The following is a 26,537-nucleotide window of genomic DNA, read 5'->3' on the forward strand; positions in this document are numbered from 1 at the left end:
AATATTAAAATATTTATTATAATTTTATGGCGGTTCTAAGGGATTCTGCTTTGTCAATTTTTTCCCAACTGAATTCTGGTAATTCCCTACCAAAGTGACCATAATTAGAGGTTTTTCTATAGATTGGTCTTAGCAAATCTAGGTTTTCAATAATTTTACCAACTCTTAAATCAAAATTTTTGATAACAAGTTGCTCAATTTCTGAGTCAGCTATTCTGCCTGTGCCAAAGGTATTTACCATAAGTGATACAGGGCTTGCTACGCCTATTGCATAGGCAACTTGTACCTCACATTTGTCAGCTAACTCTGCAGCTACTATATTTTTAGCGATATACCTTCCCATATATGCACCAGAGCGATCTACTTTAGAAGGGTCCTTGCCAGAAAAAGCTCCTCCACCATGATGTGCAGCTCCGCCGTAAGTATCAACTATAATTTTTCTACCTGTTAAGCCACAATCTCCTTGCGGTCCACCTATCAAGAACACTCCTGTAGGGTTTATGTAGTATTTTGTATATTTTGTTATCAAATTAGTTGGAATTACATCTTTTATAATTTCTTCGATTACAGCGTCGTGTAAATCTTTTTGTGATATTGTTTCATCGTGTTGGGTTGATAGAACGATCGTATCAATAAATTTTGGTTTATCATTTTCGTAAGCTAAGGTAACTTGAGCTTTGGCATCTGGTCGTAGCCAACTTAGCTTATTTATTTTTCTAAGCTCAGCTTGTCTTCTCATTAGTAAGTGTGAGTAATATATCGCAGAAGGCATTAAAGTTGGGGTTTCATTGGTAGCAAACCCAAACATTAAGCCTTGATCACCTGCTCCTAAATCCTCTAGTGAGCCACGGTCAACTCCTTGTGCTATATCACTAGATTGCTTTCCAATAGCGTTTATAACCGAACAGGTTCTGCCATCGATACCTTTATTAGCATTATCATAACCTGTTTCTATAATTACATTTCTTACTAAATCTTCGATATCAACCCATGCCGAAGTTGTAATCTCTCCAGCTACTAAAGCCATACCGGTTTTCACAAGGGTTTCACATGCAACACGCGCATTTTTGTCTTGTTTTAATATTTCATCTAGTATAGCGTCTGATATCTGGTCGGCTAGTTTATCTGGGTGGCCCTCTGAAACTGATTCAGAAGTGAATAGATAATTTTTTAACATTTTTACTCCTTTTAGATTATGCTATAAAAGGCTTCTAGAAAATAATTTGTGAATAATTTAATAGAAACGCTTTAGCTTATTGTTTTATGTCGCAAGCAAGTTGTTTGTTAAATACAGCGACAACTGGTATTATATCTAAAGTTTATATTATGTCAACTATTGACTTTTTAATTAAGAATCTTTAAAGTAGTGCTATTAAAATTCGCGTAAAAATTTATACCAAAGGTAAGCAAGAGTATAAATCTTAGTTTTGGTAGTTTATAGTTTTGAAAATATAAAAACTGGAGAAAATAATAAATGGTAGTAATTCGTATGGCCCGTGGTGGAGCTAAAAAGCGTCCTTTCTATAAAATAGTAGTTGCAGATAAAAGAAGTCCTAGAGATGGGAAATTTATTGAAAAACTAGGTTTTTTTAACCCAATTGCTAAAGGTGGTGAGGAAAGATTAAAGCTAGATGTTGCAAAAGTTGAAGAGTGGATCTCAAAAGGAGCTCAACCTTCAGAAAGAGTTGCTTCTTTAATTAAAGAAGCTAAAAAATCTGCTTAATTTTTCAACTGATCTGTTTTTTATGTCAAGTGGTTTCGTCGAGGTAGCAAAAATTGGTTCTACCTATAAGCTTAATGGCGAACTTAATTTATATTCTTTAGCCAACCCTGTAGAAGTTTTATTAGAGTATGGTGACTGGTATATACAGCTTGCTGGGACTGACTCTTGGCAGATGTTAAAAGGTGAAAGTGTTTACCGTCGAGCCGATAAAATTTATATTAAATTAGCTAATGTTAATGACGCAGGTATGGCTAAAAAATATGTCAATGCGCTAATAGGTGTACCTGTAGAAGCATTGCCACAACCATCAGAAGATGAAGCTTATTTTAAAGATCTAATTGGCTGTGAAGTTAGTAACCACTGTGGTGAACCATTTGGTAAGGTCATAAATATTATCGAAACAGGAGCAAATGAGGTTTTAGTTTGCCATGACGGTGAGCATGAATATCTAATACCTTACGTTAAAAAGTATATTCTTAAAGAAGAGATTGACCTAAAAAAAATAGTTGTTGATTGGGAATATGATTTTTAATTATGAAATTTGGAATAATTTCAATATTTCCAGAAATGTTTAGAGCATTAAGTGATTTTGGTGTTACCTCTAGAGCATTTAAGACAGAAAAAATAGAAATAAGCTATTTTAATCCTCGTGATTACACTACAGATAAACATGCAACAGTAGATGATACTAGTTTTGGTGGCGGAGCTGGTATGGTTATGAAATATCAACCATTAGCAGATGCTATTTTAGAGGCAAAAAAAACTTTAGGTTACAAAACAAAAGTAGTATACTTGTCGCCACAGGGTAGTGTTTTTAATCATAGCAAAGCTCTAGAGCTTTTGGGTAATGATTCTTTAATATTGCTTTGTGGTAGATATGAAGGAATTGATGAACGCTTAATTAAAGAGTGTGTTGATGAGGAAATCTCAGTTGGTGACTTTGTATTAAGTGGGGGTGAAATTCCTGCTATGCTGGTTATGGATAGCTTAATTAGGTTGTTGCCTGATGTGTTAGGTAATAAACATTCTGTTATAGAAGATTCATTTTATGACGGTTTGTTGGATTACCCACACTATACAAAACCAGCAGTTTTACCCAATGGTGAAGCTGTTCCAGATGTGTTGTTATCTGGTAATCATTTGGAAATAGCAAGATGGAGACGTAAGCAAAAGTTAATTAGAACTTATGAGCGTCGTAAAGATTTAATACAGTGCCTATGCCTATCTGATGAAGATAAGCAAGTATTAGAACAATGCCGTAAAAGATAAGGTAAGCACACAAGGAGTAAAAAATGAAAAATAAGTTTGTTGAGCTAGTAGAGAAATCACAAATAAGAACAGACCTACCTGAGTTTAATCCTGGAGATTCAGTAATAGTTAATCTATGGATTAGAGAGGGTGATAAGCAAAGAATACAGGCATTTAAAGGTTTTGTTCTAAGAAAGAGAAATAGAGGTCTTCATTCAGCTTTTACAGTTAGAAAAATATCTTCAGGTATGGGTGTAGAGAGAACATTCCAAACTCACTCTCCAATTATAGATAGTATAGTAGTTGAGAAAAAAGCGGATGTGCGTAGAGCTAAGCTGTACTACATGAGAGGACTTACTGGTAAAGCTGCTAGAATTAAGGAAAAAGTATAGTTATTTATATAAGAGTCGATGAAAGTGTCTGCTAATATAGATGCTTTTTTAGATAACCTATGGCTTGAGCATGGTTTAAGCCAAAATACGATCTCTTCTTATCGCACAGATCTTAAATTTTTACAGAATTATTTTTCAAAACTCGACGCTACAAACCTTAGCTTTGAGCAATTATATGCTTTTATCTCTTATAGATCAAAAAACGGTTATAGCGCTTGTTCTAATGCTAGAATGATTTCAACTTTACGTAAATTTTATAACTGGCTTTTTTCGATAGGTCAAATTATGACTAATCCAACATCCAAGTTAGAGTTACCAAAATTGTCAAAGAATCTCCCTAAAGATATGACAGAGCTAGATGTTGAAAAACTTTTACAAGAGCCTGATTTAAGTGATGATGTTGGTATACGTGATAAAGCGATGCTAGAGTTAATGTATGCTACAGGATTGCGTGTAAGTGAATTGGTTGGTTTAAATATTGAGGACGTGGACTTAAATATAGGAGTTATACAGGTTTTAGGTAAAGGCTCAAAAGAGCGTATAGTTCCAATGGGTGAGTACGCTTTGGAGTATTTACAAAAATATCTTAATGAAGTAAGACCGAATTTAATAAAAACATTTAAAGAAAAAACTGTTTTTGTAAGTAAGCATTTTAGACGGATTACTCGTCAGTCATTTTGGCATCGTATAAAAAAATATGCTCTAAAAGCAGGGATAGATACAGATATATCTCCGCATACCTTAAGACATGCTTTTGCGACTCACCTGCTTAATCATGGGGCTGATTTAAGGTCTGTGCAGCTATTATTGGGTCACAGTAATGTTTCTACAACTACGATATATACACATATTTCACAGAACCGGCTTAAGCAAATTTACCAAAAACATCACCCTCGAGGTTAGATTATCGTTTAACAAAAAAATATTCTTGCTATAATTTTAATTAAGGTATGAAGATAACATTTTATAGCTAAAATGTTATAAAGACGTTATACTAAATTTATTTAGTGCTCACCTTTATACTTAGTAGCTATAGGTGCTGTATTTTGTTCAAGAACAAGTTCAGGTGAGAAATAAGAGCTTAATTTTTAAAACAGTTATATAAAATGGAGCTATAAATGAATATCTTGAGTGTAGATTATTATGTCGATGGTGCTGCTAAGGATTTTACCAGATCCCTCAAAGAAACTGGTTTTGCTGTATTAAAAACTCATCCTATAGATTGGAACTTGGTCCAAACAGTTTATAAGGAGTGGGAAGATTTTTTGAAGTCTGAGAATGTACATAACTATAGATTTGATGCTGAGAAGCAAGATGGTTATTTTCCAAAAGACGTTTCTGAAGTAGCTAAAGGTGAAAAGATTAAAGATATAAAACATTTTTACCATTTGTACTTTCCATGGGGGAGATACCCTAGTGAGGTAAGTGACTCTGCCAAAAAAATGTTTTATCAGATGATAGAGCTTGGCAAGACTTTATTGCAGTGGGTTGATGATTATATGGACCCTAGAGTAGCTGATAAGCTACCTATGAGGCTTAGAGATACTATTTCTGAACCTGGTACTCTATTGAGAATATTACATTATCCAGCAATGCAGGGAAATGAAGAGCCAGGTGCTGTAAGAGCTGCTGCTCATGAGGATATAAACCTTATAACATTATTGCCAATAGCCTCCTCTCCTGGACTACAGGTTTTATCACCAACTAATAACCAATGGTATGATGTGCCTTGTGATAGTGAATCCATAATAATAAATATAGGTGATATGCTCCAAGAAATGACAAATGGTGAATATATTGCAACTAAACATAGAGTAGTAAAGCCAAATGGTGAAGCCGATAATGTTGATAGGATTTCTACACCGTGTTTTATACATCCTAAAGCAGACGTTTATTTATCGGAAAGATATCCTCAAGCAGGTGATTTTTTGGATGAAAGATTGAAAGAGTTAGGTCTAAAATAAAAGGTATAGCAAAGCAACCCACTAGAATACTGTTACAAATGAATATGATTAAAAATACCAAACAAATATAGTCTTGCCCCGTGAAGGTGGGCATCTTTTTACTTTGGGGATTCCTTTCTGTGAGGGAATGGCATGGCAATTTAATAGTTGATAATACGATTTGTTTAATTCTATAGAAAAATATTAAACTTAGCAATTTTAGTTTAGAATATAAGTTAGGTAAAAGAAATTTTCTTTATATAATGATAGATAAGAACGGATATCGAGCGAACGTTGCTATTGTGTTGCTCAATAAGCAAAATAGAGTATTTTGGGGGCAGCGTCGTAATCGAACTTCTTGGCAGTTTCCTCAAGGTGGCGTAGTAGCAGGAGAAACGCCACTGCAAGCTATGTATCGTGAATTACATGAGGAGGTAGGGTTACGTCCTAATGATGTTGAAGTTTTAGCCTCCACTAGGGATTGGTACAAATATGATATACCAGAAGGTTTAATTAGAAATAAAGAGCCTGTTTGTGTGGGTCAGAAACAAAAATGGTTTTTATTGAGGCTAAGAACTTCAGAAGTTAATATAGATTTAGAGACAAATAAAACTCCAGAATTCGATAACTGGCGTTGGGTTAGTTATTGGTACCCTATAAACCATGTTATTTACTTTAAGCAGGATATTTATCGTAAAGCTTTGACTTATTTTAAAGGTTATTTAACACAAAAACTGTAATTTCATAAAATAATAATATTATTATATTGAAAAATTGGCTTTAAGAATATCGCGCTAGTATCTTAAAAAGTTAAGAATTATTTAAATTGCTTAACCCCTGTATGGTGAGTGCTAATTTTTTGGGCAATCATCTGGTTTATCATAGGTCTCGAAATTAGTTTACATCAGACCATAAAATTACTCAACTGCTTGTCTTAATTAATCAAGGGTTATCAAAAAAGAATATTTTTATACCAAGTTTTTTGTGTATTATTGTGTACTTATGGATATGAACGTCAAATTTGAGAATATGAAAGAGTTTAACAAAAAAAATTATATGCCGTTGTTAGAGAAAAATTACCATAATTTATTATCTAATCCAATAAATTATTATTTTATGGGTGTAATAGTATCTTTAAAAGTTTTCTGTGCTAGAAACAACTTTACTTTTAATGAAAGTAATATAAAGATTATTAAGAAATAGGTAATAAACGTATTGGGTATACTAAGGCTAGTAAGCTGAGTTAGTTACATGATCTTAGTGTAAAGGGCGTCATATCGAGAATATTAGTTAGAACAAAAGTATACAGTTTACAAATTTGTAGGTTAAAAGGGAGCTACATGATTAAAAAAATAATAAATAAATTTAAAACAAGAAGGTTTGTCACTGAGTTTGAAATTTACAGATATGAAAACAAGCTAAGGTTTGTAAAAGTTAGGTAATATTATATTATGAATGTTTTACTTCTAAGTCTGATTTAGGTAACATTATTGCCGCAAACAACTTACAAACACAGGTGAAAACACGTTATGTTAAGCTACCATAGTATAGGAACAATACATGAAGCATTTAAACTGGATCTTAGTGGTCAGTTGAAGAAATATTATTACCGGGACGATTCTTATTTTGATTCATCTAGAATACTTAAGCATAACATTATGGAACCTCTATGGAATAGCAACTGTACTAACTTTAGAGGCTTCGAAAAAGATTATATGCGAACAAGATTTCTCAATACCCCTCTCCCTGATGGTAACGAATACTTTAGTCAAATTAGTGATGGGGCACTAGAAAAAGCTCTTTCTCTTTGGGGACAGTGGCTGCCTCGTATTGGATCCTTGACAGATCAACAAAATGTACCTGCTAGTGTGGTAATGGGCCTGTTTGATAGCGGGTTTCAACTGAAGTCAGCTCAACCTTATGAGGTATCATTCTTTAATGTAGAAAATAAATTATTAACTTATTCTACATTACAGCGCTTTGAACTCTGGAGACTTGATCAAAACTGGGAGCAGCTCTCTTTATTGGGTGTCTGTTATATGGTTAAAAAATTTTGTTTTCTCGGTCGTGATAATACCCAGCATCATTATGTAAGTAACTATATATCTGCCCAAGATAGTTGGAATTTACAAAAAGCTGTTTACTACTGTAATTCTAGGTTTAAGCCACTTCTTGAATCCCTCTTATATACTCGCTTTGGTATGGTGAATCCAAGCTGGGAAAATTATCAATCACCGCTATCCCATACTTTGATCGGTAATGGGAAGCGCATTAGTGATACAACTCTCAATCGAATTCATGATCTGATGAAAAAAGATTTTCCTAATTTTGCTCCTGAGCATATACAAGCCATAGGAACTAGAACTGATGTAGAGCTTAAAGGCAATCAAATTTATACAGCCTCCATGAAACGTCTAAATTATATTCGTCGCCCCTTAGGTGTTGGGTTAGTAGCTTTCTGATATAGATAGATAATTACCAAAAAACTGTAGAGAGTTTAAGTTATGTTTCTTAACAATTTGCTTTTGTTACCTTTAAAATAAGACTGATGTGGTTTAATAAATGAACATAAAAAACCAACTATGAAAATTAGAGGAACACATAAAAAAGCCCAATAAAAAACAAAACTCTCTTGATCAAGGAACAAATAAAGAATTGTAGCTACAACAGTACCTACCGTAGTACTTAGTATGGCTCCAATTAAATTTCTCTTTTTACCATAGAAGCCATATAGTAGGCTAAAAGAAAGGGCTGCAATAGGGATGTTAAAAAGCAGCATCTTATCAAGTATTTGATTTATAGAAAACACAGCTATAAAATAACTTAAGATAGCGATACCTAGTACTATTAGCCTATTGCTATTAGTAGCCTTGTTATAAGAACTATGAACAAAAATCACAGATGCCATAGTGTTCCAAAGAGCAGCAATAGTTGTTGTAGCTATTAAAAACAAAATTACATAGAATCCTATCTCTATGCTTAGTGGTAGCTCTGTAGCTATAATGTGTGCTAGTGCTAGATCAGAATTATTTAAATTAAGTTGTTGTGTAAAGTTTGCAGTCGTTAGAATAGCAATTAAATAAAATAAACTTACTAGTATAGCTGTTGTTAGCATTGAATAAAATGCTATTTTGGGAGTTTTAGCAGAAAAGACTTTCTGACCATACCAAGGCGATAAAATATAAGTAAAACAAGTCAGTATCGCTAAAGATAAAGCAAATGAGAGTGGTAATTTATGTTGCAGATTATTAGTGATAGTGCTAGGTTGATGAGAGCTATAAAAATGGATGCCCAGAAAGACAAATAATATGATACAGAGTACAAAACTTATTTTATCTATTTGAATAATTGATCTAAGACCGGAACTTATAGTAGCAACAAACATAATGTTACAAGCAACAAAGGTAACTAAAGCTTTTGGGTAGGTTGGAAAAATAATCTCTAAACATACCGTTATAGAGTGTATGAAATTTGCACCAAATCCTAGCATTGCTACCCACAAACAAAAGGCTGCAAATATTCCAAAGCTTTTGTTATAGCGATATTGGAAAAATTCAGTGACACTAATAGCATCAAAATTTTTCCATTTCTTTGCTACAGTAATAGCGTAAAAAAATAACCCTAAAAGAAATACTAAACCAAGTGAGGCAGCTGAAAAACCATATAAGTAGCCAAGACTAGAAAAGCCAATAAGAGTTGAAGTATTTAATTCAGTCATTACTAGTGTGGCTGTAAGGGCAAAGAACCCGACCGTTTTTCCAGCTGTGAAGTAGTCTGTAGTCTCTGATTTATTGTAAGTCATATAATTCTGGCTCTAGTTAAATTATCTCAATCTCTTATTCAAATTCTTTTGCCATAATAATTAAGTCCTTATATTTGATTTAGATTCTAATTATTTTTTTAAAATATTAGTCCAAAATGCTAATTGTTGATTACGGTTATAATCTAGTATATTCAAATCAGCATAAACATTGAGAATACAATCTAGCTCTAATTTTGATTTATCTGTAGCGGTTACTTCAGAATAACGAAGGTAAGTTTGACTTTGCTCTTTCACTACATAGGTATCTAAAAATGGTTGCCATGGTTGAAAATTAATTACCTTGGTAGAGTTAGGATTTGATTTATCCCAATAGCTCCATAGCTTTGCTGCTTGCAATGAATTAACAAAAGCTATGCCCAAGAAAAACATTGTAAAATATCTGAATAATTTAATTTTTTTCAAGTTTTACCTCTTTGTATAAAAATAAAATTCTCCAACTCGGTAAAAAGTTGTCCATAACACTAAAATTGTAAATAAAATACCTAGCCATAAAACCGTGGAGGGTAGCAAAATCATTATGATAAAGAAAATGAATGTTTCTGCTCTCTCCATTAAACCCGGTGAATAGTAGAAGCTTTTATGAGACTCTTGTTGACTAAAAATACCTACTAATAAAAAGCTACTTACACAAGCTACTATGGACATCATCATAAATAATCCAACCCACGCAATTTGAGGTTGTGCAATAAATAAAGCTATAATTATAAATGACTCCACAAACCTATCAGATAAAATATCAAGCATTGTTCCAAATGCTGATGAAGTATTCTGCATGCGAGCAATAGTTCCATCTAGAACATCTAAATACCCTGATAATAGTAGGAAAATCACAGCTAACCATGGCATCCATAATATAAGTAATGCACTTATAGCTCCTGTTATAAATGATAGAGTAGTAATTGTGTTAGCACTTACATCCGAAGTTGATATGATCGCAGCTATAGTATTTATAAGATGCTTTTGAAACCAAGGTCTGATTGTTTGCTCTATCATGTTTTTCTCTAGTATTAAAATCTAAGTAAAAAACGAATTAACTTTTTAACTTTGTCACTATATAAAGTTGATGTGAAATATGAGCCAGCTATGCGTTTGTTAAGTTCACTAATTGTCGGGTAAGGAACAATATGAGAAGCCATTTGTTTAACTTTTAGTTTATGTTTGATAGCCATAGTCCATTGCGTGATAAGTTCACCTGCCTGTTCACCTGCGATACTAGCACCTAATATATAACCTTTTTTATTAACAGCTACTTTTATTAAACCATTTGTTGAGAGATTAGCTTGAGCACGATCATTATTTTCATAAGATAGTGATAGTATTGTAGCTCCTTTCTCTGCTGCTTCTTTTATTGACATACCTGTATGAGCTATTTCTGGAGTAGTATATATAGCCCATGGGAAGCTTGAATAGTCAACTTTAGCTGGTAATTTAAACAACATATTTTGAATAACAATACCAGCATGATATCCAGCCGTATGTGTAAATTGAAATGGACTTGCCAAGTCGCCAATCGCAAATACATTTTTATAATTAGTTCGTAACCTTGAATCAACATCAACACCTCTAGGCGAGTGTTTAATGCCAGCCTTTTCTAAATTAAGCTTTTCTATATTAGGTTGTCTACCTGTTGCAACTAATAGATGAGATCCTTCATAAGAGTGTTCACCACTACTAAGCTTAATACCTTGCTCTGATTTTGCAACTTTTGTAATTTTTGCATTTGTTATAATACCAATATCTAGTTTGTTAAATTCGTTTAAAATAATTTGTTTACACTCAGTGTCAGCTGGTCCTAATATGGCTGGTCCTGCTTCTAAAATTGTTACCTTAGAACCTAGCAAAGCATGAGCTTGTGCTAATTCTGCTCCAATAGGTCCACCACCCAAAACAAGTAAATGTTCTGGTTGTTTATCTAGGCTAAAAATCGTTTCATTAGTAGCATAGTCAACACTATCTAATCCTTTTATTGGAAAAATTCTAGCTCTAGAGCCTGTTGCTAGAACTATGTATTTAGCTTTAATTTGAGTATTGCCCGCTTGTACTGTATTTTTGTCAACTAAATGAGCATATTCTTGGATAACTTCTACGCCAAGGGACTCAAAACGCTCAACAGAGTCATGAGGAGCTATTTCCTCTATCACTTTTTGAACATGTGCTTGTACTTTCTTATAATTGGTAGAGAAACTCTCAATATCAATACCAAACTTATCTGCTCGGTGGCAGTTATGCATAACTCTTGATGCTTCAATCATCGCTTTAGATGGCACACAACCATAATTTAGGCAATCTCCACCCATTTTACCACCCTCACAAAGGATAACTTTAGCCCCCATTTGTACAGCTCCAGCCGCCACTGATAAACCACCTGAACCACCACCAATTACACATATGTCAGTTTTTATTTGTTTCATAATTACGCTCGCTTAATTTTTCTGTAAATAACCGGAACTAATGACAAAATAGCTAAGCCAATAATCGGTAGAATAAATTGTAGTTCAAAAATAACGCTCATATTTAATTCTTTATCTTGCTGTAATGCAAAGCCTAAACCTGTACCAACCCATGTATAGATTAATGAACCTGGTATAATGCCAATTAGAGTAGCCCAAAAGAATGTAGATAGACGAATACCTAGTGCACCACAAGCTATGTTAATGGCAAAAAATGGGAATATTGGAATTAAGCGCAAGGTAAGTAAATAATTAAAGGCATTATCCTCAAATCCATTACGCAGTTTTTCAATACTACCACTAGCTTTAGTTTTAAGTGACTCACCAAAGGCGGTTTTGACTGCCAGAAAAATTAGGCATGAGCCAATAGTAGCACCTAAAATAACCCAGACCACACCAGGAAATAAACCAAATAAAAAACCTCCTAGTAAGGTCATGACAGTAGCGCCAGGTACTGAGAAAGCTACAATAATGATATAGGTAACAATAAATATTAAAGAACTTAACCAAAAATGAGTATGTGTCCAAACTAATAGACTATTATAGCGTTGCTTTATCATTGCTAATGTCAGGTATTTTTGTCCTCCAAAAGCAAAAAATAATACTAATCCTACAATCAGTATTATTATTGGTAAATAACGTTTAATTTTATTCATTTTTTTTGTTCATGGAACCTAAATATTTATAGTTATTTATTTTATGAATATAAATGCTGTTACAGCTATTCTAGACCAAGCGCTTCAGATGATGCTTTTCCAATAGCATAGTTATTTAATTTATCCCAATTGCTATCCCAAAACATAATACCACCAACGTTAATATTATAGTTACTTTCCAGCACTTGCACAGCTTTCTTAACTTCTGTTGGTTCAGCATAATATGTAGAAATACCTGCTGATGGAGATGCAAGTAAGCCTATTATAAGCTTATTTTCTGGCACCCCAGAGAATCCTGGGATTTTATATTCTAACTTATTCATCCAACCCAAGTAATTTTCTTCAATAAATTCTGCTGTAGCAGGTTTTGCACTTATGTAATTATTATTGTACATTTGAGGCTGTACATAGTTAATATCATCTAATGCTTCATTAAGTATAGGTACAAAGTAGTTCCATACTGTCCCACCCGTGCTAGGTACAGGAATAGTAGGACTAGGATATACAGTAACATTCTCAGGAGAGACAACAATTAGCTTGTCACTACCTAGAGCCTGTCTTAGTTTATGTATAGTATCAGCAACTACTGCAGGAGGAGTTGAATAACCTTCGATATCTAGATCTGCTCCATCAAGATTATTATCATTTATGATTTTGGTTAAACTTTCTACAAATGTGTCAGGATGCTCAAATAAACTATCCCAATGCCCATTTTGTCCACCAATGGAAATTAAAACTTTCTTGCCATCATTCTGCCATTTTTTGATAAGATCTGTTGGCATCACGTCAACATCTAAAGATCCATCTGATTTTGAGTTAGCAAAAGCCATAATCACGATAGTTGCTGTTGGATAAACATCATCGGCGTCTGACTGACCACAAAAATCTTTTGAAAATCCACACCAGAAGATAGAAAGTTGCTTACTAGCTTCTGGAAGAACCGCAAACATGACTTTTAGATTGATACTATCCTGATCAGCGACAAAAGAATTAGGGTTTATATTAGCCTTATATCCAGAGATATTATCAGCTGTTATATTCCAAGTATCACCATCTTTTGGCAATTCTTCTGTATATACACCATTATCTGCTACTTTTAATAACTGACTAGAGCCACTATTACTTGTAAAATGTAAAGTTGTTTCTTTATCGTTTGGCATATCTGATACAGTTACGATTACTCTCACACTAGCTATTTTTGTAGTAGTAAAGTTAAGCTGCGCATCTGCGCTGTTTCCTGTTGTAACAGTTACAACTATTGGTTGAGCTTCATAGCTATAACCGTTATAAGTAAAGCTTTTAGCAGAAATAGTGTATTTTAGGCCCTCATCTGAAGCTAGTAAATTATCTATTACTGTAGCTGATGTGAAGTTAACCTCTCCCTGTGATACTACATCCCCGGTACTATTTTTAATTGTATAAGTAGTTGATTTAACCGCATTATTATCTGCACTAGCTGTTAGGTTTATAGATCCTACTTGTGCTTGCTTATAATTTATTGAAATGTTTTTAGTTTCATCTTTAGCTATAGAGAAGCTATTAGGAGTTGCTATACCTTGACTTGTTCCAATAGATGCTACTTGGACTTTTAGTTTACCAGCTGGTACATCTATTTTAGCTTTAGAACCCCAGGCTGCATTTTTAATTTCTGCTACTTTAACATCATTTTCATTGAAAATACTTATACTAGGTTTCTCATCTGATGTTATAAAACTAGGTTTTGTAGGTATTGTAAAATCTAACGTAGCCATTTCTTGAGCAGGATCTTCACCTATTAGCTTCCAAGGTCCCCATTCTCCAGAAGTTTCAGGATTGTTACCTTGAGTCCAATATTTAGCTTCGTATATAGAGCCATTATAGGTTACTTGGTCGCCTCCATTATAAATAGCGGAAGGATCCCAAGCTTTTATCCCTGGTGTAGGTTCAGGGGCAGGCTTTGCAGTATAAGTTAACGCAATAGTTGTAGTAGCAGCTGAAACTGTTACTGTAGAAGGAGAAATAGTTCCTTCGTCATTTTTAAGTTTAACGGTATAAGTTTCTGAAGCATCTTTTGGATACTCTAAAGTAACCTTACCATTTGAAACAGCAAAAGTTCCTTTTGAACTTACAAAATCAACTTCAGCGGTAGTAGGAAGTTCACCGTTAATAGAAACACTTGCTGTAACCTGCTCAGAAGGAGTTGGACTTGGCCCAGGACCTGTTTCATCCCAAGCATCAGCACCATATGTTCCAGCAGGTTTATATGCAGCTATTTTACACCAGCCGCTCTGTGGCCAAGGTTTACATTTATAAGTTTTGCCCTCATCAGTTACAATAGTACCTGCAGAATAGCTACTTAGATTGGAAGTAGACCAGGCTTCAGCAGCAAAAGCTGAAGACCCCATTAGGGTTAAGGTTACTACCGAGACTAATTTTCTTTTTATATCCATTTTTCTCTCCTTAGTTTTAATGTAAACAGTTATGTTTACCCATTGTAATTATAGCTATAAGTCAATATATTTGGTAGGTGGATTATTAATAATCATTGGTTGTAACTTGACTATCAAGTTTTTGACTAATGTATAGAAATTATGTGTTGATTTGGCTATATTAGAGGATGAAGATTACCATATTGCTACTGATAGGTTAGCTTAGAAGGTAAATAATTAAATACACTTTATTAACTTTATTATTATCTAATTAACTTTCTTAGATATGAATTTTGTCTTTTATGAGCATGCCGAAAGGATTGAATTTAAATGCATCAATAAGTGGTAGCTATGACTGGACTTGAACCAGTGACCCCAGCATTATGAATGCTGTGCTCTAACCGACTGAGCTACATAGCCACAAATGATGTGCATATTATAGTGGATTTTGTATTTTTGTCAATATTAATTGATTTTCGTAATAAAAAAATTCTACTAAAAGCTTTATTACTTGCTAAAGGATGTATTTTTGTAGTACGATATAGGCCAAGTATATAAAAAGAGTATAACTCTAAAATTAGAAAATAGAATAAGATGTCTGAAGGTAGAAATAAATTAAACGATTTTTCATTGCTACAGTCTTTGATTGGAGGGGCTTCTAAAATAGAGGAAAAAACATCTAGAATGAAACAGGCTAGGGACAAAAATATCTCTAAAAATAAAGCTGATAGTATTAAAACCCCAGTTAAAAAAATTGAAGATAAGGATATTTCCTTTATACGTATTCCTCAATATGGGCATAGAATAAGTAATAAGGTGGTTGATGAGCTGCAAAACCCTATAGTTGAAGATAGCGGGGAGCTAGTTATTACAGTAGATGTTGAAAAAGAAAGGCAAAAAGAAGAGGCTAAATTATTTAAATGGTTGTGTATTCGTTTTCCTAAGTGCTTTGATTCTGTAAATAAAAAGCCATTAAAAATAGGTATAAGTGAAGACATCGAAATAATATACCAAAACGAGCATTTCGCACCTATTGATAAACTGGTTTTACGTAATGTATTGCGTCGTTATGTTGGTGATACTCGTTACCATAGAGCAGTATTTGAGCTTAAGCAAAGATTTAATCTACAAGGTCAACCTGTTGAAGACTATGCTCCAGAGCATGTTGAGTATTCTAAAAGAAGGCTAGATGAAATAGCTGAAAAAGCTGAATTTAGAGCTAAAGGTTTGACTATGAAAGATTACTATGAATATAAAAAGCAGCAAAATGCTGAAGATGTTGAAACGGAAGAATAACCTTTTCAAAAAATATTGTGTATCTGGCAATAAAAGTTTAAGATTTGTACTATAAAATAGGAATTTTGATAGGTTTCTATGAGAGTGAAAAGATATTTTTTAAAGTTGAAAAGAAATATTACAATAGTGTTAAGTTTGGGTGTCGTATTAGTTGGTTGCGTTACAGAGACTGAATCACAAATAAAAGCTCAAAAATTAGCATTGTTGGATCAAGGATTTAGTAAATCAAGAGTTACTGCCCATAAAGATTATGGTTTTGATTCAACTAATTTATTTAGTAATGTAAAGGATATTGGTCAAAAAGACCCAACAGAGTTTAATGTTAGAGTTTATATTACAAATAACCAAGGTTGTAAGTTTGTTTATATAAAATCTAAAGATGGTAAATTAGACCAGCAAGTCGAGACTGGATCTTTTAAGGCGTATTTGTCTGACAAAAATATCCTACTAAAAGCTTCATGTAAGGGTAAAAAATCAAATATTGACTATAAAATTATTACTAAAGTTAACGGTACAGAGTATAACAGTATAGGTAATTTGTCTTATAGCGCAGAGGCAGCTGAATTCTAGAAGTTTATTTTCTCCAGAATTCTGGCATAAATAAAACTAATATAGTAAAGATTTCTAAACGCCCAGCAATCATAGTGAAATTACATATCCAAAGAGCTTGTGTTGGTAGATTTTTGAAATTAGATCCTATTTCTCCTAGTCCTGGCCCTACATTAGATAAAGTAGTAGCAGTTGTAGAAAATGCTGTAGTGACATCTAATCCACATCCTAATAAAGCTAACCACGCAACAGCAAAAACTATGATATAAACTGATATGTATCCTGATACTCTATTTAGAGCTTGCTCTGATATATGTACATCTCCGAGTTTAACAGTAAAAATACCTTGAGGATGAATAACTCTCTTTGCTTCAAGCATAGCTTTTTCTTTAAAAAGAATAGCGCGAATCATCTTTAATCCACCAGCAGTGGAGCCACCACACCCTCCGATTATAGCCATAAACATAAGCATAATTGGTAAAAAGCTAGGCCATAGGTAAAAGTTATTATCAGACACAAATCCAGCACTAGAGCTAATAGCAATTACTTGAAAAATACTGTCAGTTATAATTCTAGGGATTTTTGATAAATCATCTGTATAGGCTATCATAGTAATAGCTATTATTAGAGAGCAGAAAAATAAAAAGTAGCAATAAGCCTTAAATTCTATATTTTTAAAATAGTGTTTGAATTTTAGTTTTGATAAAGCAATATAGTGAGCTTTAAAACTTGTAGCACCCAAAAACAAAAAGATACCGCAAATAATAAGTACAGCTGTAGATTTATCAGTCATGCTGGCGTCAGTAGGGGTAAAACCACCAGTTGATATTGTGGAAAATGTATAGCATATTGCGTCAAATGGGTCCATTCCGACAATAATATATGATATAAAACATAGGAATGTAAATAGTAAATATACCATCCAAAGAGCTTTAGCTGTACTAGATATTTTTGGGGTTAGTTTTTCGTCTTTCCATTGTCCTGCTATTTCAGCTTTGTAAAGTTGCATGCCACCAACTCCAAGTAAAGGTAGAATAGCTACAGATAAAACGATAATACCCATACCTCCAAAGAATTGTGTTTGTTGACGGTAAAATAAAATGCTATGAGGTAAATTGTCCAAGCCACTTATAACTGTACCACCAGTTGTGGTAAATCCTGAGGTTGACTCAAATACAGCGTGACTAAAAGATAGACCTAGACCTGGAAAGGTCATATAAGGAATTGCTCCAAATACAGTAACGATAAGCCATACTAGAGCAACAATGATAAAACCATCTCTATTAGAGAGTTTTTTACTAGAGTTTTTCCCTATAAGCCATAATATAAAACCAGCTGAAAATGTAATAATAAAGCTTATTAAAAATGGAAATGAGTTATGTTCAGAATATATATAGTCTACTATTATCGGGCTAAGCATGGTAACACTTAGGAACATTAGGAATATTCCAATAACTCTAGGTTTTTGGCTTAACCGCATTTGCTTATACTTAAAAGCTTATGTTTTATATGTGACTTTGATGTCTAGTTTAGTATAATTGTCAGCAAGCCACAAGAAAAATGTAATATTAAAGAGAGGTTCTATAATATGATGAAGTTTATATTGCGATTGGCACATTTGTTTGATAATAAAAAAGATAGAGCTTATGTTAGTGAGATTGATAATTTTTTACAGGATTTTGACAAAAGAAACCCTCAGAAGTCAGAGTCTCAAAAAAAAGAAATCTTAAAACATAGGAATATTTTTAAAAGAGAGTCTAAAAGGAAATCAAGTTTCTTAGATGGTTAATGGTTAATGGTTAAGTCTAAGCTACTACATATTAACAATATGTAAACGGTACTTTTTTAAAGCTAACTGTTTATTGGTTTAGACATATACTATTTATATTTTTCATTGGATTTATTTGTACATTTGATTATTCAAAGACGTTAAGAAAGTCCTTACTACTTGCAAAAGGTTCACCAGCAAAGCTACAAAAATATTGCCTTAAAAAATTACTATCATAGTTTGTTTTTACATCCTCTTTGTATATCTTATTTATATCCATGTTAACGTTGTTATGCATATAGATTTGGTCGATAAAACTAAGTACTAAAAAGCCACAGTCATTGTTTCTTTGGAAGTTATCTATAAGTGTGGTTAAATTATAGCCTTGTAGACCAGGAATTTTTTTGATAATTTCTTTTATCCAACTAACCTGTCTTTCACCATAAGAGTCAAAGAAGTAAAGTCTACTATGTCTGATATCAATAATTAAAAGTATAAAGTGCCAATTATTGAAACTTATTGGTAATAAAATTAAATTATTGCTGACTAATTTGAAGCTGCTAATAAGATCTGAGATATCAGATAACAAAGACCTTTGGATTTCTTGGTCTGTTACGCAGCGACAAGGTATAATATGAAATGTCTCTGAAGGGTTTAAGTTAATTTGGAATAAATGCCTTTTACCAATACAAACATCAATAAAACCATTAGTGATAAAATTATCATGCTGTACGATGTGGCTATCAAAATCACTTACTATATTGATTGCGACGCTGTTACGCATGTCTTCTTTTAGTAAATATAATGGAGCTAAGTTTTTGCTGATTTCCTTAACTTGAGGATGGTTTAAATCAATTTCCTCTATTAAGGGTCCTATTTGACTATTTCTGCGGAGGTTAGATTCTAAATTGTTAGGGTTATATTTGGAATGAAAACTATAGCTTCTTTTGTTTAGTGGGACAAATTGAATATTAGGTTTGTTCTTAGAAATTTGCTCTTGTTTTGAGATATGGTCTGATAAGTCTTTAGCTAAAAATTCGTAAATGTTACGTACATCACTTTTTCGTTTGCTATTTTTTTTAAGGTGGACATCTGCTACTTTTATAATTTTATCGATTTTGCTTTGTGAATCTGGAATATTTTTATCATTTAATATATGTTGAATTTCTTTAATTCCTTTTGCTAGGTGACTTTTAGTATAAAAGTAATCAATTGCTGCACCTATAAATAAAGAGGCAAGATGCCACCATTTGAAGTTATAAACTCCTTTATAGTGATTACTATTCTCAAGTATGTCCTGGCAGATTATAGTGATAATTTGCTCATACTCATAGTTGAGTAAGCCACAAGGTAGTATGATAGAATTTATATCATAATCAGGGACTATAATATTATTTGAAATGTACTCATGGTATTTGTCAATAGAGTCTTTTAAGCTATTGAGTTCATAAGATATAGTAGATGAATCATAGAGTATTTTATTTAATATTTGTCCTTCTTCAGTAGTAAGATCTCTCATGTAGTCTGCTAAATCTTTTTCATTTTTTAATCCATAAATAGATAAAAGGTCTGAATGTGACACGATTATAAAATCATCATTTCTTTTCATAAAAGAATATATCTCATTAAGCTTAGCAGAAGCTTTGGAAAATTTATCAATTAAGCTAAACTCCTTATATGAACTGTTATAAAATTTAATTGTATCAAAAGAACTGATTTCTAACCGAGATAAGCTGCTTAAGATAAATGTATCTAGTTTAGAAAGATCTAGATTACTACGCTTAAAATCTTCAGGTTTTTGGTTTTTCAGGGTGAAAGTTATATAAATGTTAAGTTCTCGAGTGCTTATTTCAAATTCTTTAATAATCTTATCTAGCCTTGTTGTTTTGAAGTCTGTATTAATAGCTATTTGAAAGTCTGTAATAAGTTTATCCAAAAAGCTCTCATACTTTTCGTAGTCATTTTTTTCATAACGTTCTCCAAATACGTCTATAATTGCATCCATATAGTACTCACACATTTGGGCTAGAATCTTGAGAAATACATAAAACTTATTATCTACATTATGAGGAATAATTTCTCGTCCAGTTATATTGTCATAATCTGCTCCTAATATTTTACGGTCATTTTCATAGCTGAATTTATGTAAAGATGTGTTTATATTGGCTACTTCCAAAGGAATTTTAGCCTCTTCTTCATTAAAACTTTCTAGCATGTTAGAAGGATGAGTAGGAGTTTGGTATCGTGTTAAAGTGGATTCTTCATTATGAACGAATGTTTTTGCTAGATAATAAGCCATAGTGTCTATAAAGTTATCATTGGGTTTAAACGGTCTTAGGCTAGTAATAGAATATTGAGAGAAATAGCATTGATCAATATAAGCTAGCTTGTAATACAATTCACTAAAAACGGTAATAGCTTGTTTTAAATTAGCTTTGCATTTGGATTTTCCAGTAGTAGCTTTGACAATTTTTTTATCACTGAGGAAGCTCTGGATCTTTGATATTGATGTTTCTAAACTACAGAGGTCTATTCTGCTTAGTTGCAAATTAGCTCCAATAAAATACTTTTTATAGAATTCACACCTTTGTATACTGTAATCAGTAGCTTGGATTTTTAGGTTTTCTATATTTGTAAGCTTTTTTTTCTTACCTAATTTTGCTTTGTATTTGTTTAAATCAGACATCAATTTCTCTAGAGCTTTATAGTTATCATTTAAGTTTATAAAAGAGCTATTTGGGTCATTTTTCAATTTAACCTGTCGAAAGGCCTGAAATATCTCATTAGTATAAAAACCTTTAAACCTTACTTCAGATAAATCGGTATCTATTAAAAAACTATCATAGTATTTTTTTATAAATATGATTGCTGCAAGTGTTATAATTGCTTCTTGTTGACCTAGCTCTTGTAATTGTTTAAGTTCTTCTTCTATTTCGTTGTATTCATCATGAGATACTGTTAGTTTAAATAGGGTTTTATTATTTTTTTTATAAGCTAAAACCTGATTATCTTGATTACTTTCAATAAGGGAAAACCCATCTTTTCTTTCAGTTAGAGAGCGGATAAAACGTATACATTTAAGACTAATTTTGACGTTTTCTTTAGTAATAAAATATTTCTCTAGTTCTAAAGCGTCAAACTTTTTGGATGTAAAAATTATATTGTCTATAACAGCAAGTCTTTTAAACCCTATATAGTGGTTTGGGCTCTCAGGTTTTATGGAAAATATGGAGAGAAATTTTAACACCATACTCTGAGTTGCTTGATCTAAACTATCGTAGATAGAGCTGAAAATATAATTTAGGTAAACAAAATCTCTATACAAGATTTCAAAATCAGAGCCTTTAACACTTTCGATCCCAAGGTAATAGCCACATACATCTTTACCAAAATTTTCGAAAAATTTTATAAAAGCTCTTAATTTGTACCATTCGCAATATATTGTAATTAAAGGGTAAAGAGGATGTTTGCTTGTGCGCTTAACTATTTCTTGATATTGCTGTTCTATATATCTACTAGGTATAATATAACAAAATTCCTCTATACAATTTTGAGTTATAGGGACAATTGAACTATTAGTATTTTTAAAAAAGTTTGATATAACATCTTGGGTCCCCACATCAAGTTTTTGTTCATTACAGATACTATTCATAAGTGCAAAAGGGTTTTTTTGGATACTTGCTATTAGCTTTGATTTTTCTTCAACTATTATACGAATGCTTGTGTCATCAAAAGGCGTTTTGGTGTAGATATCATCATATATTTTGGAAGTTTCATCATATTTATTTAAAACAGTAGACATTAATTTATAATAAACCAGATATAAGAAACTATCAGTTTTATTGTCAAGTGTTGATATGAATTTATCAAGAGACTTTTTCCATTTAATAAATCGTGGTAATTTATTAGCATTTACTACACTTTTGTTAGGTAAATTAAATTGCTTACTTATTAATGGGTCTAACTCTGTTAAGCGTTTACTTAGCTCTTGTAGCATAGCAACAGTTAGATTTAATTTCATTAGTATAATTGATTGTTTAAGAGATACGTTGACTTTATTTTTTTTTTGTTCTTGTAATAACAGAGCTTTACCCTTGATTTTTTCTATGTCTTTAAAGTAAGTATTTGTTTTTTTCTGAATGCTTTCCACATTTGTTAGTACTGATTTGAGTTTTAAAGAAATAGTGTTGCTCCCAAATTTTTTAGGGAATTTTTTATAAATATTTTTATCGACTATATAATAAATTTTAGGGTCCTTATTTACATCTACAATTTTATTATAAACATATTCATAATTATTTTTGTCTTTAAAGTAGCAAAGGATGTAGTAAAGTATTTGGTAGTGATATTCTGATTTAAAAGTTTTTTGTAGGATACTTTTGGGAATTGTTTTGTTTTTGCTAAAGCTTATGTAATCACGATCAATTTTACTTAGAAAAGCATCTTTATTTTTTTCTATCGTGCTAGTAACCTCTGTAGGCATAAGTAAAATGAGTAAATAAGAAGGAGCATTTATCGATGTTTCTAGGCATCTAAATGCAAAAATATAACCTTGATTATCATTAGCTAACTTATGTAATGATGAGGCTAGGCTAGCAAGTACATCACTTCCGTAGAATGAAAGTATCAATTTGCGCGCTAAGCTGAATATATTTATCCATTTGATTGAGTTTTCCATTGAGTCAGTATGATAATTTTTACGTTTTGATAAGAGGTATTTAGAATAAATTTTTTCAATAATCTCTTCACGGTGTGTTTGCAATACTATAAGAGCCTGTCCTTTTTTGTCAGGGTTTTCAAAAGCTAGGATAATTTGTTTTAGAGTTACAGTAGATGAGTCTTGTCCTATAGTTACGTCATCGCTTTCTTTTAGTCTTTCGGTAAATTCTTTTAGATTTTTTTTAGCTGTGTTATATATATTTTCTTCACCGTGGAACTTTGTAAGCGAAATAATAGCTAGTAAGTCATCTTGCATATAAAAAATTTCAATGGCTTTTTGTATATATTCGAATTCTTTCATCTTACTACCACCTTAAAGATTTATTGGATACTTAGCTTGGTAAGTAAACTAAACCATAAGGTATTATTTGTTGATTTCCAAGTTGTTTTATAGCAACTTGTTTGGATATTTAAAGAAAGAGAAAAGGGTTGTTATTATTCGTCTAGTTTCAGCTTACAACAGTTCCTTAATATAAAATACTGTTAAGTTTCATCAATTATATCTGTACCTTCTGGGGGTATGAAGTGGAATTCATCATTTTTTATGTCAGGTATATTAGTCTTAACTTCACTAAAATTTATTTGGGTGTATTGATGCAAAGATGTTGAAATATTTAGGTAATTTAGCTGATTTTTATTATCAAATTTTATAGTTATACTATTTATCATTTCATTGTCTTTTGGCTTTAAGATATAGCTGTTATCACCTTTTTGTTGTATGTTGAAGATTTTACCAATATTATTGGCGTTGTCTGCTAATAATATTAAATAAGGAAATTGAGCGATATTATCAGATACTTTTTTAATAATTAATTGCTCAAGATCACTATCGTAAATCCAGAGTTTTTTACCATTTGATACGATTTCTTGGTTATTTGGTGATTGAGTTACCCATTTAAAAAAATAAGGTTTTTTTAAGAATATAAAGCCTTCTGAGTTAATGTTATTATTTTGTCCATCAATTAACTTTTGTGTAAAACTTGCTGACATGGAATCAATATTGTTTAGCTTGTCGATTAAACTAGTAGTATCAGATTTAGCAAAACACACACTAGTAGTTAGTATTAATAGGATATATAAAGTGGCTTTTTTCATTGGTTTTCCCTCTTTATAAGTACTTCACGCATACCGTTTGAATTCATTTCTGATACTATACCATTTTCTTGCATTTCTTCCATGAGTCTTGCAGAACGATTATAGCCAATTTTAAGTTTACGTTGTACAGCAGAGATAGAAGCTTTTTGAGTATTGATAACTATTTCGACAGCTTCATTATATAGAGGATCTTCACTTTCTCCACTAGAGTTTGAATCTCCATCGTTATTATCTTCAGTTGATTCTAATATGCTTTCAATGTATTGCGGGGCACCATACTCTTTCCAAGCATCAACAACTTTATGTACTTCATTATCGTCAACAAAGGCACCATGAATACGCATCGGGGCGCCAAAGCCAGGTTTTAGATATAGCATATCACCTTGACCTAATAATTGTTCTGCTCCTTGTTGATCCAAGATAGTTCTAGAATCAATTCTTGAAGAAACCTGAAATGACATTCTAGTTGGGATATTTGCTTTTATAAGACCAGTTACAACATCTACAGAAGGCCTTTGAGTGGCTAAAATTATATGTATCCCAGCAGCACGAGCTTTTTGAGCGAGCCTTGCTATTAGCTCCTCTACTTTTTTACCAACTACCATGATCATATCTGCAAACTCATCTGCAACTACAACTATATATGGCATTTTTGTTAGAGTAGGAGCCTCATGTGCTCTTTCTGGATTCATTTTTATAAACATGGTATCTTTTAGTGGACGTCCTATTTTTTCAGCTTGTTCTATTTTGTCATTTAAAAGAGCTATATTGCGTACTCCAGCCGCCGACATAAGGGCATAACGTCGCTCCATTTCTTTAACACACCAACGTAATGAGTTTGCAGCTTCTGTCATATCTGTAACTACAGGAGTTAGTAAATGAGGTATGCCATCATAGATAGAAAGTTCTAACATTTTAGGATCGATCATGATGAATTTTAGTTCCTCAGGAGAGCATTTATAAAGCATACTAAGAATCATGGCGTTAACACCTACAGATTTACCAGACCCAGTAGTACCTGCAACAAGTAAATGAGGCATTTTTGCAAGCTCAGCAAAGGTTGGCTTACCAGAAATATCTACACCTATCCCCATTAGTGTAGGAGCTTTTGATTTGATGAATTCAGGGGCTGATAAGACTTCTTTTATACGTACCATTTGGCGATGCGAGTTTGGAAGCTCTAAACCAACATATGGTTTACCTGGGATTACTTCTACAACACGCACAGCCGTTGTTGATAAGGCTCTAGCTAAATCTTGAGAGATATTTGTAAGTTTGCTAGCCTTGGTGCCTCTAGCTAAATCAATTTCGTATCTAGTAATTACTGGTCCAGGATATGCAGCGACAACTTTTGCGCTGATATTAAAGTCATTAAGAGTTTGTTCAAGCAAAGAGGATGTTTGCTCGAGTTCTTCTTGTGAGATTACAGTTTTTTTCTTTTCAGGTTCTATAAGTAAATCAAGAGATGGTAGCCTATTTTCCTTAAGAGTAGAGTTTGCTTTAGCTACACTTTGTATGTTTGTAAGAAAAGTTTCTTTATTAGGTTGTCCTATTATAGCCTTAGCTTCTTTTTCATTTTTTTTATCTTTAAAAGTAAGTTCATTTAAGGTTTTTTTATTGCCTAAAATTTCTCTAAAGACATCTTCTTTAGAGTTTGTAATATCTTTTGTTTCTAAAGGGTTTGTTTGGTTTTGAGCTTTAGCTAAAGGTTTTGTTTGCTTTATATTAAATTCGTTAAAATCATTTGGATCAGGTATTTTGTAATTACTAGACCTTGTTTTAGCGATATATCTGATAATTTTTATTAAAAAGCTGAATATAGTTTTAGCCAGATGAATCCATGTAGCTCCAGAATAAAGTGTTAATCCTACAAAAAGAGCAACTAGTAGAGTAAATGATCCACCAATTATACCTAGGTATTTGGTTGTAAATTTAACGATTTCGTAGCCAACTATTCCACCAGAGCGTTGGGGCATCCAGTAGTTAGCAAAACCTAAATATAATTCAGCTAATCCATCACAAGCTAATATAAAAGCAGTGATTCCAATAACCTTGACCACTATTATGATATAGTTAGGAATTTGGCTAGTTTTTTTTAATAATAGAGCCCTGATGCAATCAATAAGTAAAAATGGTAGTATGAAACCAATAACCCCAAATATTGATAAAATAACGCTGGCAATATATGCTCCTACAGGTCCAGCATAGTTTTTAATAGAAGTCTCTGAGGAGACGCTGCTCCAACCAGGATCATTAATGTTGAAACTAAAAAGGGCGATAAATAGATATATCACAGTAGCGGTTAAAATAACTATAAGGGTTATTTTAAGTCGTCCAATTGCATGATTTGTTTTTTTAAGTTTACTATCCGTCATATTTTTGTATAAAATTAAATGTTAATGTAATAAATTAAATCAATAAGTATTCTAACAAAAAAAAGCTTAAAAATGTTAGAGTCTTTGGTTTT

General features: G+C 32.4%; 21 protein-coding genes, 1 tRNA gene and 1 pseudogene. 11 read left to right on the top strand and 12 right to left on the bottom strand.

Translation table 11 applies throughout. The features are described from left to right. Positions 1-16: 16 nt before the first annotated feature. On the bottom strand, positions 17-1,177 hold the full coding sequence (metK, locus tag SD28_RS02630) for a methionine adenosyltransferase (RefSeq protein WP_039123826.1): 1,161 nt from the start codon (positions 1,175-1,177) through the stop codon (positions 17-19). A gap of 297 nt (positions 1,178-1,474) precedes the next feature. On the opposite strand from metK, the gene rpsP reads away from it, so the two are divergent. From rpsP to SD28_RS02670, 8 genes and pseudogenes are all read left to right on the top strand, one after another. Continuing rightward, positions 1,475-1,723: a 30S ribosomal protein S16 gene (gene rpsP, locus SD28_RS02635; RefSeq protein WP_039123827.1), complete on the top strand. Its 249-nt coding sequence runs from the start codon at positions 1,475-1,477 to the stop codon at positions 1,721-1,723. A 22-nt stretch (positions 1,724-1,745) separates the two neighbouring features. Beyond that, entirely contained in the window at positions 1,746-2,255 is a 510-nt protein-coding gene (gene rimM / locus SD28_RS02640) for a ribosome maturation factor RimM (protein WP_039123828.1), read from the top strand. Positions 2,256-2,257: 2 nt separating this feature from the next. Next, a pseudogene (gene trmD / locus SD28_RS02645) lies at positions 2,258-3,026 on the top strand (tRNA (guanosine(37)-N1)-methyltransferase TrmD). Continuing rightward, the gene (rplS, locus tag SD28_RS02650) at positions 3,016-3,363 is read left to right on the top strand and encodes a 50S ribosomal protein L19 (RefSeq protein ID WP_039123835.1); all 348 of its coding nucleotides are present in this window, start codon (positions 3,016-3,018) and stop codon (positions 3,361-3,363) included. Before trmD ends, rplS begins: the two are co-directional and overlap by 11 nt. Before the next feature lie 24 nt (positions 3,364-3,387). Continuing rightward, entirely contained in the window at positions 3,388-4,266 is an 879-nt protein-coding gene (gene xerD, locus SD28_RS02655; RefSeq protein WP_039125729.1) for a site-specific tyrosine recombinase XerD, read from the top strand. Between the two features lie 215 nt (positions 4,267-4,481). Further along, entirely contained in the window at positions 4,482-5,327 is an 846-nt protein-coding gene (locus tag SD28_RS02660; protein ID WP_039123836.1) for a 2OG-Fe(II) oxygenase family protein, read from the top strand. Between the two features lie 242 nt (positions 5,328-5,569). After that, complete coding sequence (locus SD28_RS02665; protein ID WP_039123837.1) at positions 5,570-6,046, top strand: RNA pyrophosphohydrolase; 477 nt, start codon at positions 5,570-5,572, stop codon at positions 6,044-6,046. Between the two features lie 789 nt (positions 6,047-6,835). Further along, entirely contained in the window at positions 6,836-7,768 is a 933-nt protein-coding gene (locus SD28_RS02670; protein ID WP_039123840.1) for a hypothetical protein, read from the top strand. Between the two features lie 35 nt (positions 7,769-7,803). Here SD28_RS02670 and SD28_RS02675 read toward each other — a convergent pair whose 3' ends face one another. The 7 genes from SD28_RS02675 to SD28_RS02705 form a co-directional block, all read right to left on the bottom strand. Continuing rightward, complete coding sequence (locus SD28_RS02675) at positions 7,804-9,108, bottom strand: sodium:solute symporter family protein (protein ID WP_052251862.1); 1,305 nt, start codon at positions 9,106-9,108, stop codon at positions 7,804-7,806. 90 nt (positions 9,109-9,198) lie between these two features. Then, a complete protein-coding gene (locus SD28_RS02680; RefSeq protein WP_157698622.1) occupies positions 9,199-9,531 on the bottom strand; it encodes a hypothetical protein in 333 nt (110 codons plus the stop codon). A gap of 3 nt (positions 9,532-9,534) precedes the next feature. Further along, a complete protein-coding gene (locus SD28_RS02685; RefSeq protein ID WP_039123853.1) occupies positions 9,535-10,122 on the bottom strand; it encodes a CDP-alcohol phosphatidyltransferase family protein in 588 nt (195 codons plus the stop codon). Between the two features lie 14 nt (positions 10,123-10,136). Next, complete coding sequence (locus SD28_RS02690; RefSeq protein ID WP_039123855.1) at positions 10,137-11,540, bottom strand: dihydrolipoyl dehydrogenase family protein; 1,404 nt, start codon at positions 11,538-11,540, stop codon at positions 10,137-10,139. A 2-nt stretch (positions 11,541-11,542) separates the two neighbouring features. Further along, positions 11,543-12,235, bottom strand: coding sequence for a TVP38/TMEM64 family protein (locus SD28_RS02695; protein ID WP_039123860.1), 693 nt, complete (start codon positions 12,233-12,235; stop codon positions 11,543-11,545). Positions 12,236-12,300: 65 nt separating this feature from the next. Next, positions 12,301-14,664 (bottom strand): glycosyl hydrolase family 18 protein, encoded by a 2,364-nt coding sequence (locus SD28_RS08235; protein WP_039123862.1) that lies wholly within the window; start codon positions 14,662-14,664, stop codon positions 12,301-12,303. A gap of 322 nt (positions 14,665-14,986) precedes the next feature. Further along, a tRNA-Met gene (locus SD28_RS02705) sits at positions 14,987-15,063 on the bottom strand. Positions 15,064-15,237: 174 nt separating this feature from the next. Here SD28_RS02705 and SD28_RS02710 point away from each other — a divergent pair. Both SD28_RS02710 and SD28_RS02715 read left to right on the top strand, forming a co-directional pair. Next, on the top strand, positions 15,238-15,939 hold the full coding sequence (locus tag SD28_RS02710) for a ProQ/FINO family protein (RefSeq protein WP_039123864.1): 702 nt from the start codon (positions 15,238-15,240) through the stop codon (positions 15,937-15,939). Positions 15,940-16,023: 84 nt separating this feature from the next. Beyond that, positions 16,024-16,509: an FTL_1709 family lipoprotein gene (locus tag SD28_RS02715; protein WP_039125734.1), complete on the top strand. Its 486-nt coding sequence runs from the start codon at positions 16,024-16,026 to the stop codon at positions 16,507-16,509. Positions 16,510-16,513: 4 nt separating this feature from the next. Here SD28_RS02715 and SD28_RS02720 read toward each other — a convergent pair whose 3' ends face one another. Then, entirely contained in the window at positions 16,514-17,968 is a 1,455-nt protein-coding gene (locus SD28_RS02720; RefSeq protein WP_039123867.1) for a potassium transporter TrkG, read from the bottom strand. Positions 17,969-18,076: 108 nt separating this feature from the next. Between SD28_RS02720 and SD28_RS02725 the strand changes: the two genes are divergently transcribed. Then, a complete protein-coding gene (locus tag SD28_RS02725) occupies positions 18,077-18,277 on the top strand; it encodes a CBU_0585 family protein (RefSeq protein ID WP_039123868.1) in 201 nt (66 codons plus the stop codon). A 127-nt stretch (positions 18,278-18,404) separates the two neighbouring features. Here the strand turns inward: SD28_RS02725 and SD28_RS02730 are convergent, their stop codons facing one another. From SD28_RS02730 to SD28_RS02740, 3 genes are all read right to left on the bottom strand, one after another. Beyond that, the gene (locus SD28_RS02730; protein ID WP_039123870.1) at positions 18,405-23,276 is read right to left on the bottom strand and encodes a hypothetical protein; all 4,872 of its coding nucleotides are present in this window, start codon (positions 23,274-23,276) and stop codon (positions 18,405-18,407) included. Between the two features lie 182 nt (positions 23,277-23,458). Then, on the bottom strand, positions 23,459-24,070 hold the full coding sequence (gene lolA / locus SD28_RS02735) for an outer membrane lipoprotein chaperone LolA (RefSeq protein WP_039123871.1): 612 nt from the start codon (positions 24,068-24,070) through the stop codon (positions 23,459-23,461). Beyond that, positions 24,067-26,445, bottom strand: coding sequence for a DNA translocase FtsK (locus tag SD28_RS02740; protein ID WP_039123873.1), 2,379 nt, complete (start codon positions 26,443-26,445; stop codon positions 24,067-24,069). Before SD28_RS02740 ends, lolA begins: the two co-directional genes overlap by 4 nt. Between the last annotated feature and the right edge of the window lie 92 nt (positions 26,446-26,537).

This window comes from Allofrancisella guangzhouensis (genome assembly GCF_000815225.1).
Lineage (GTDB): Bacteria > Pseudomonadota > Gammaproteobacteria > Francisellales > Francisellaceae > Francisella > Francisella guangzhouensis.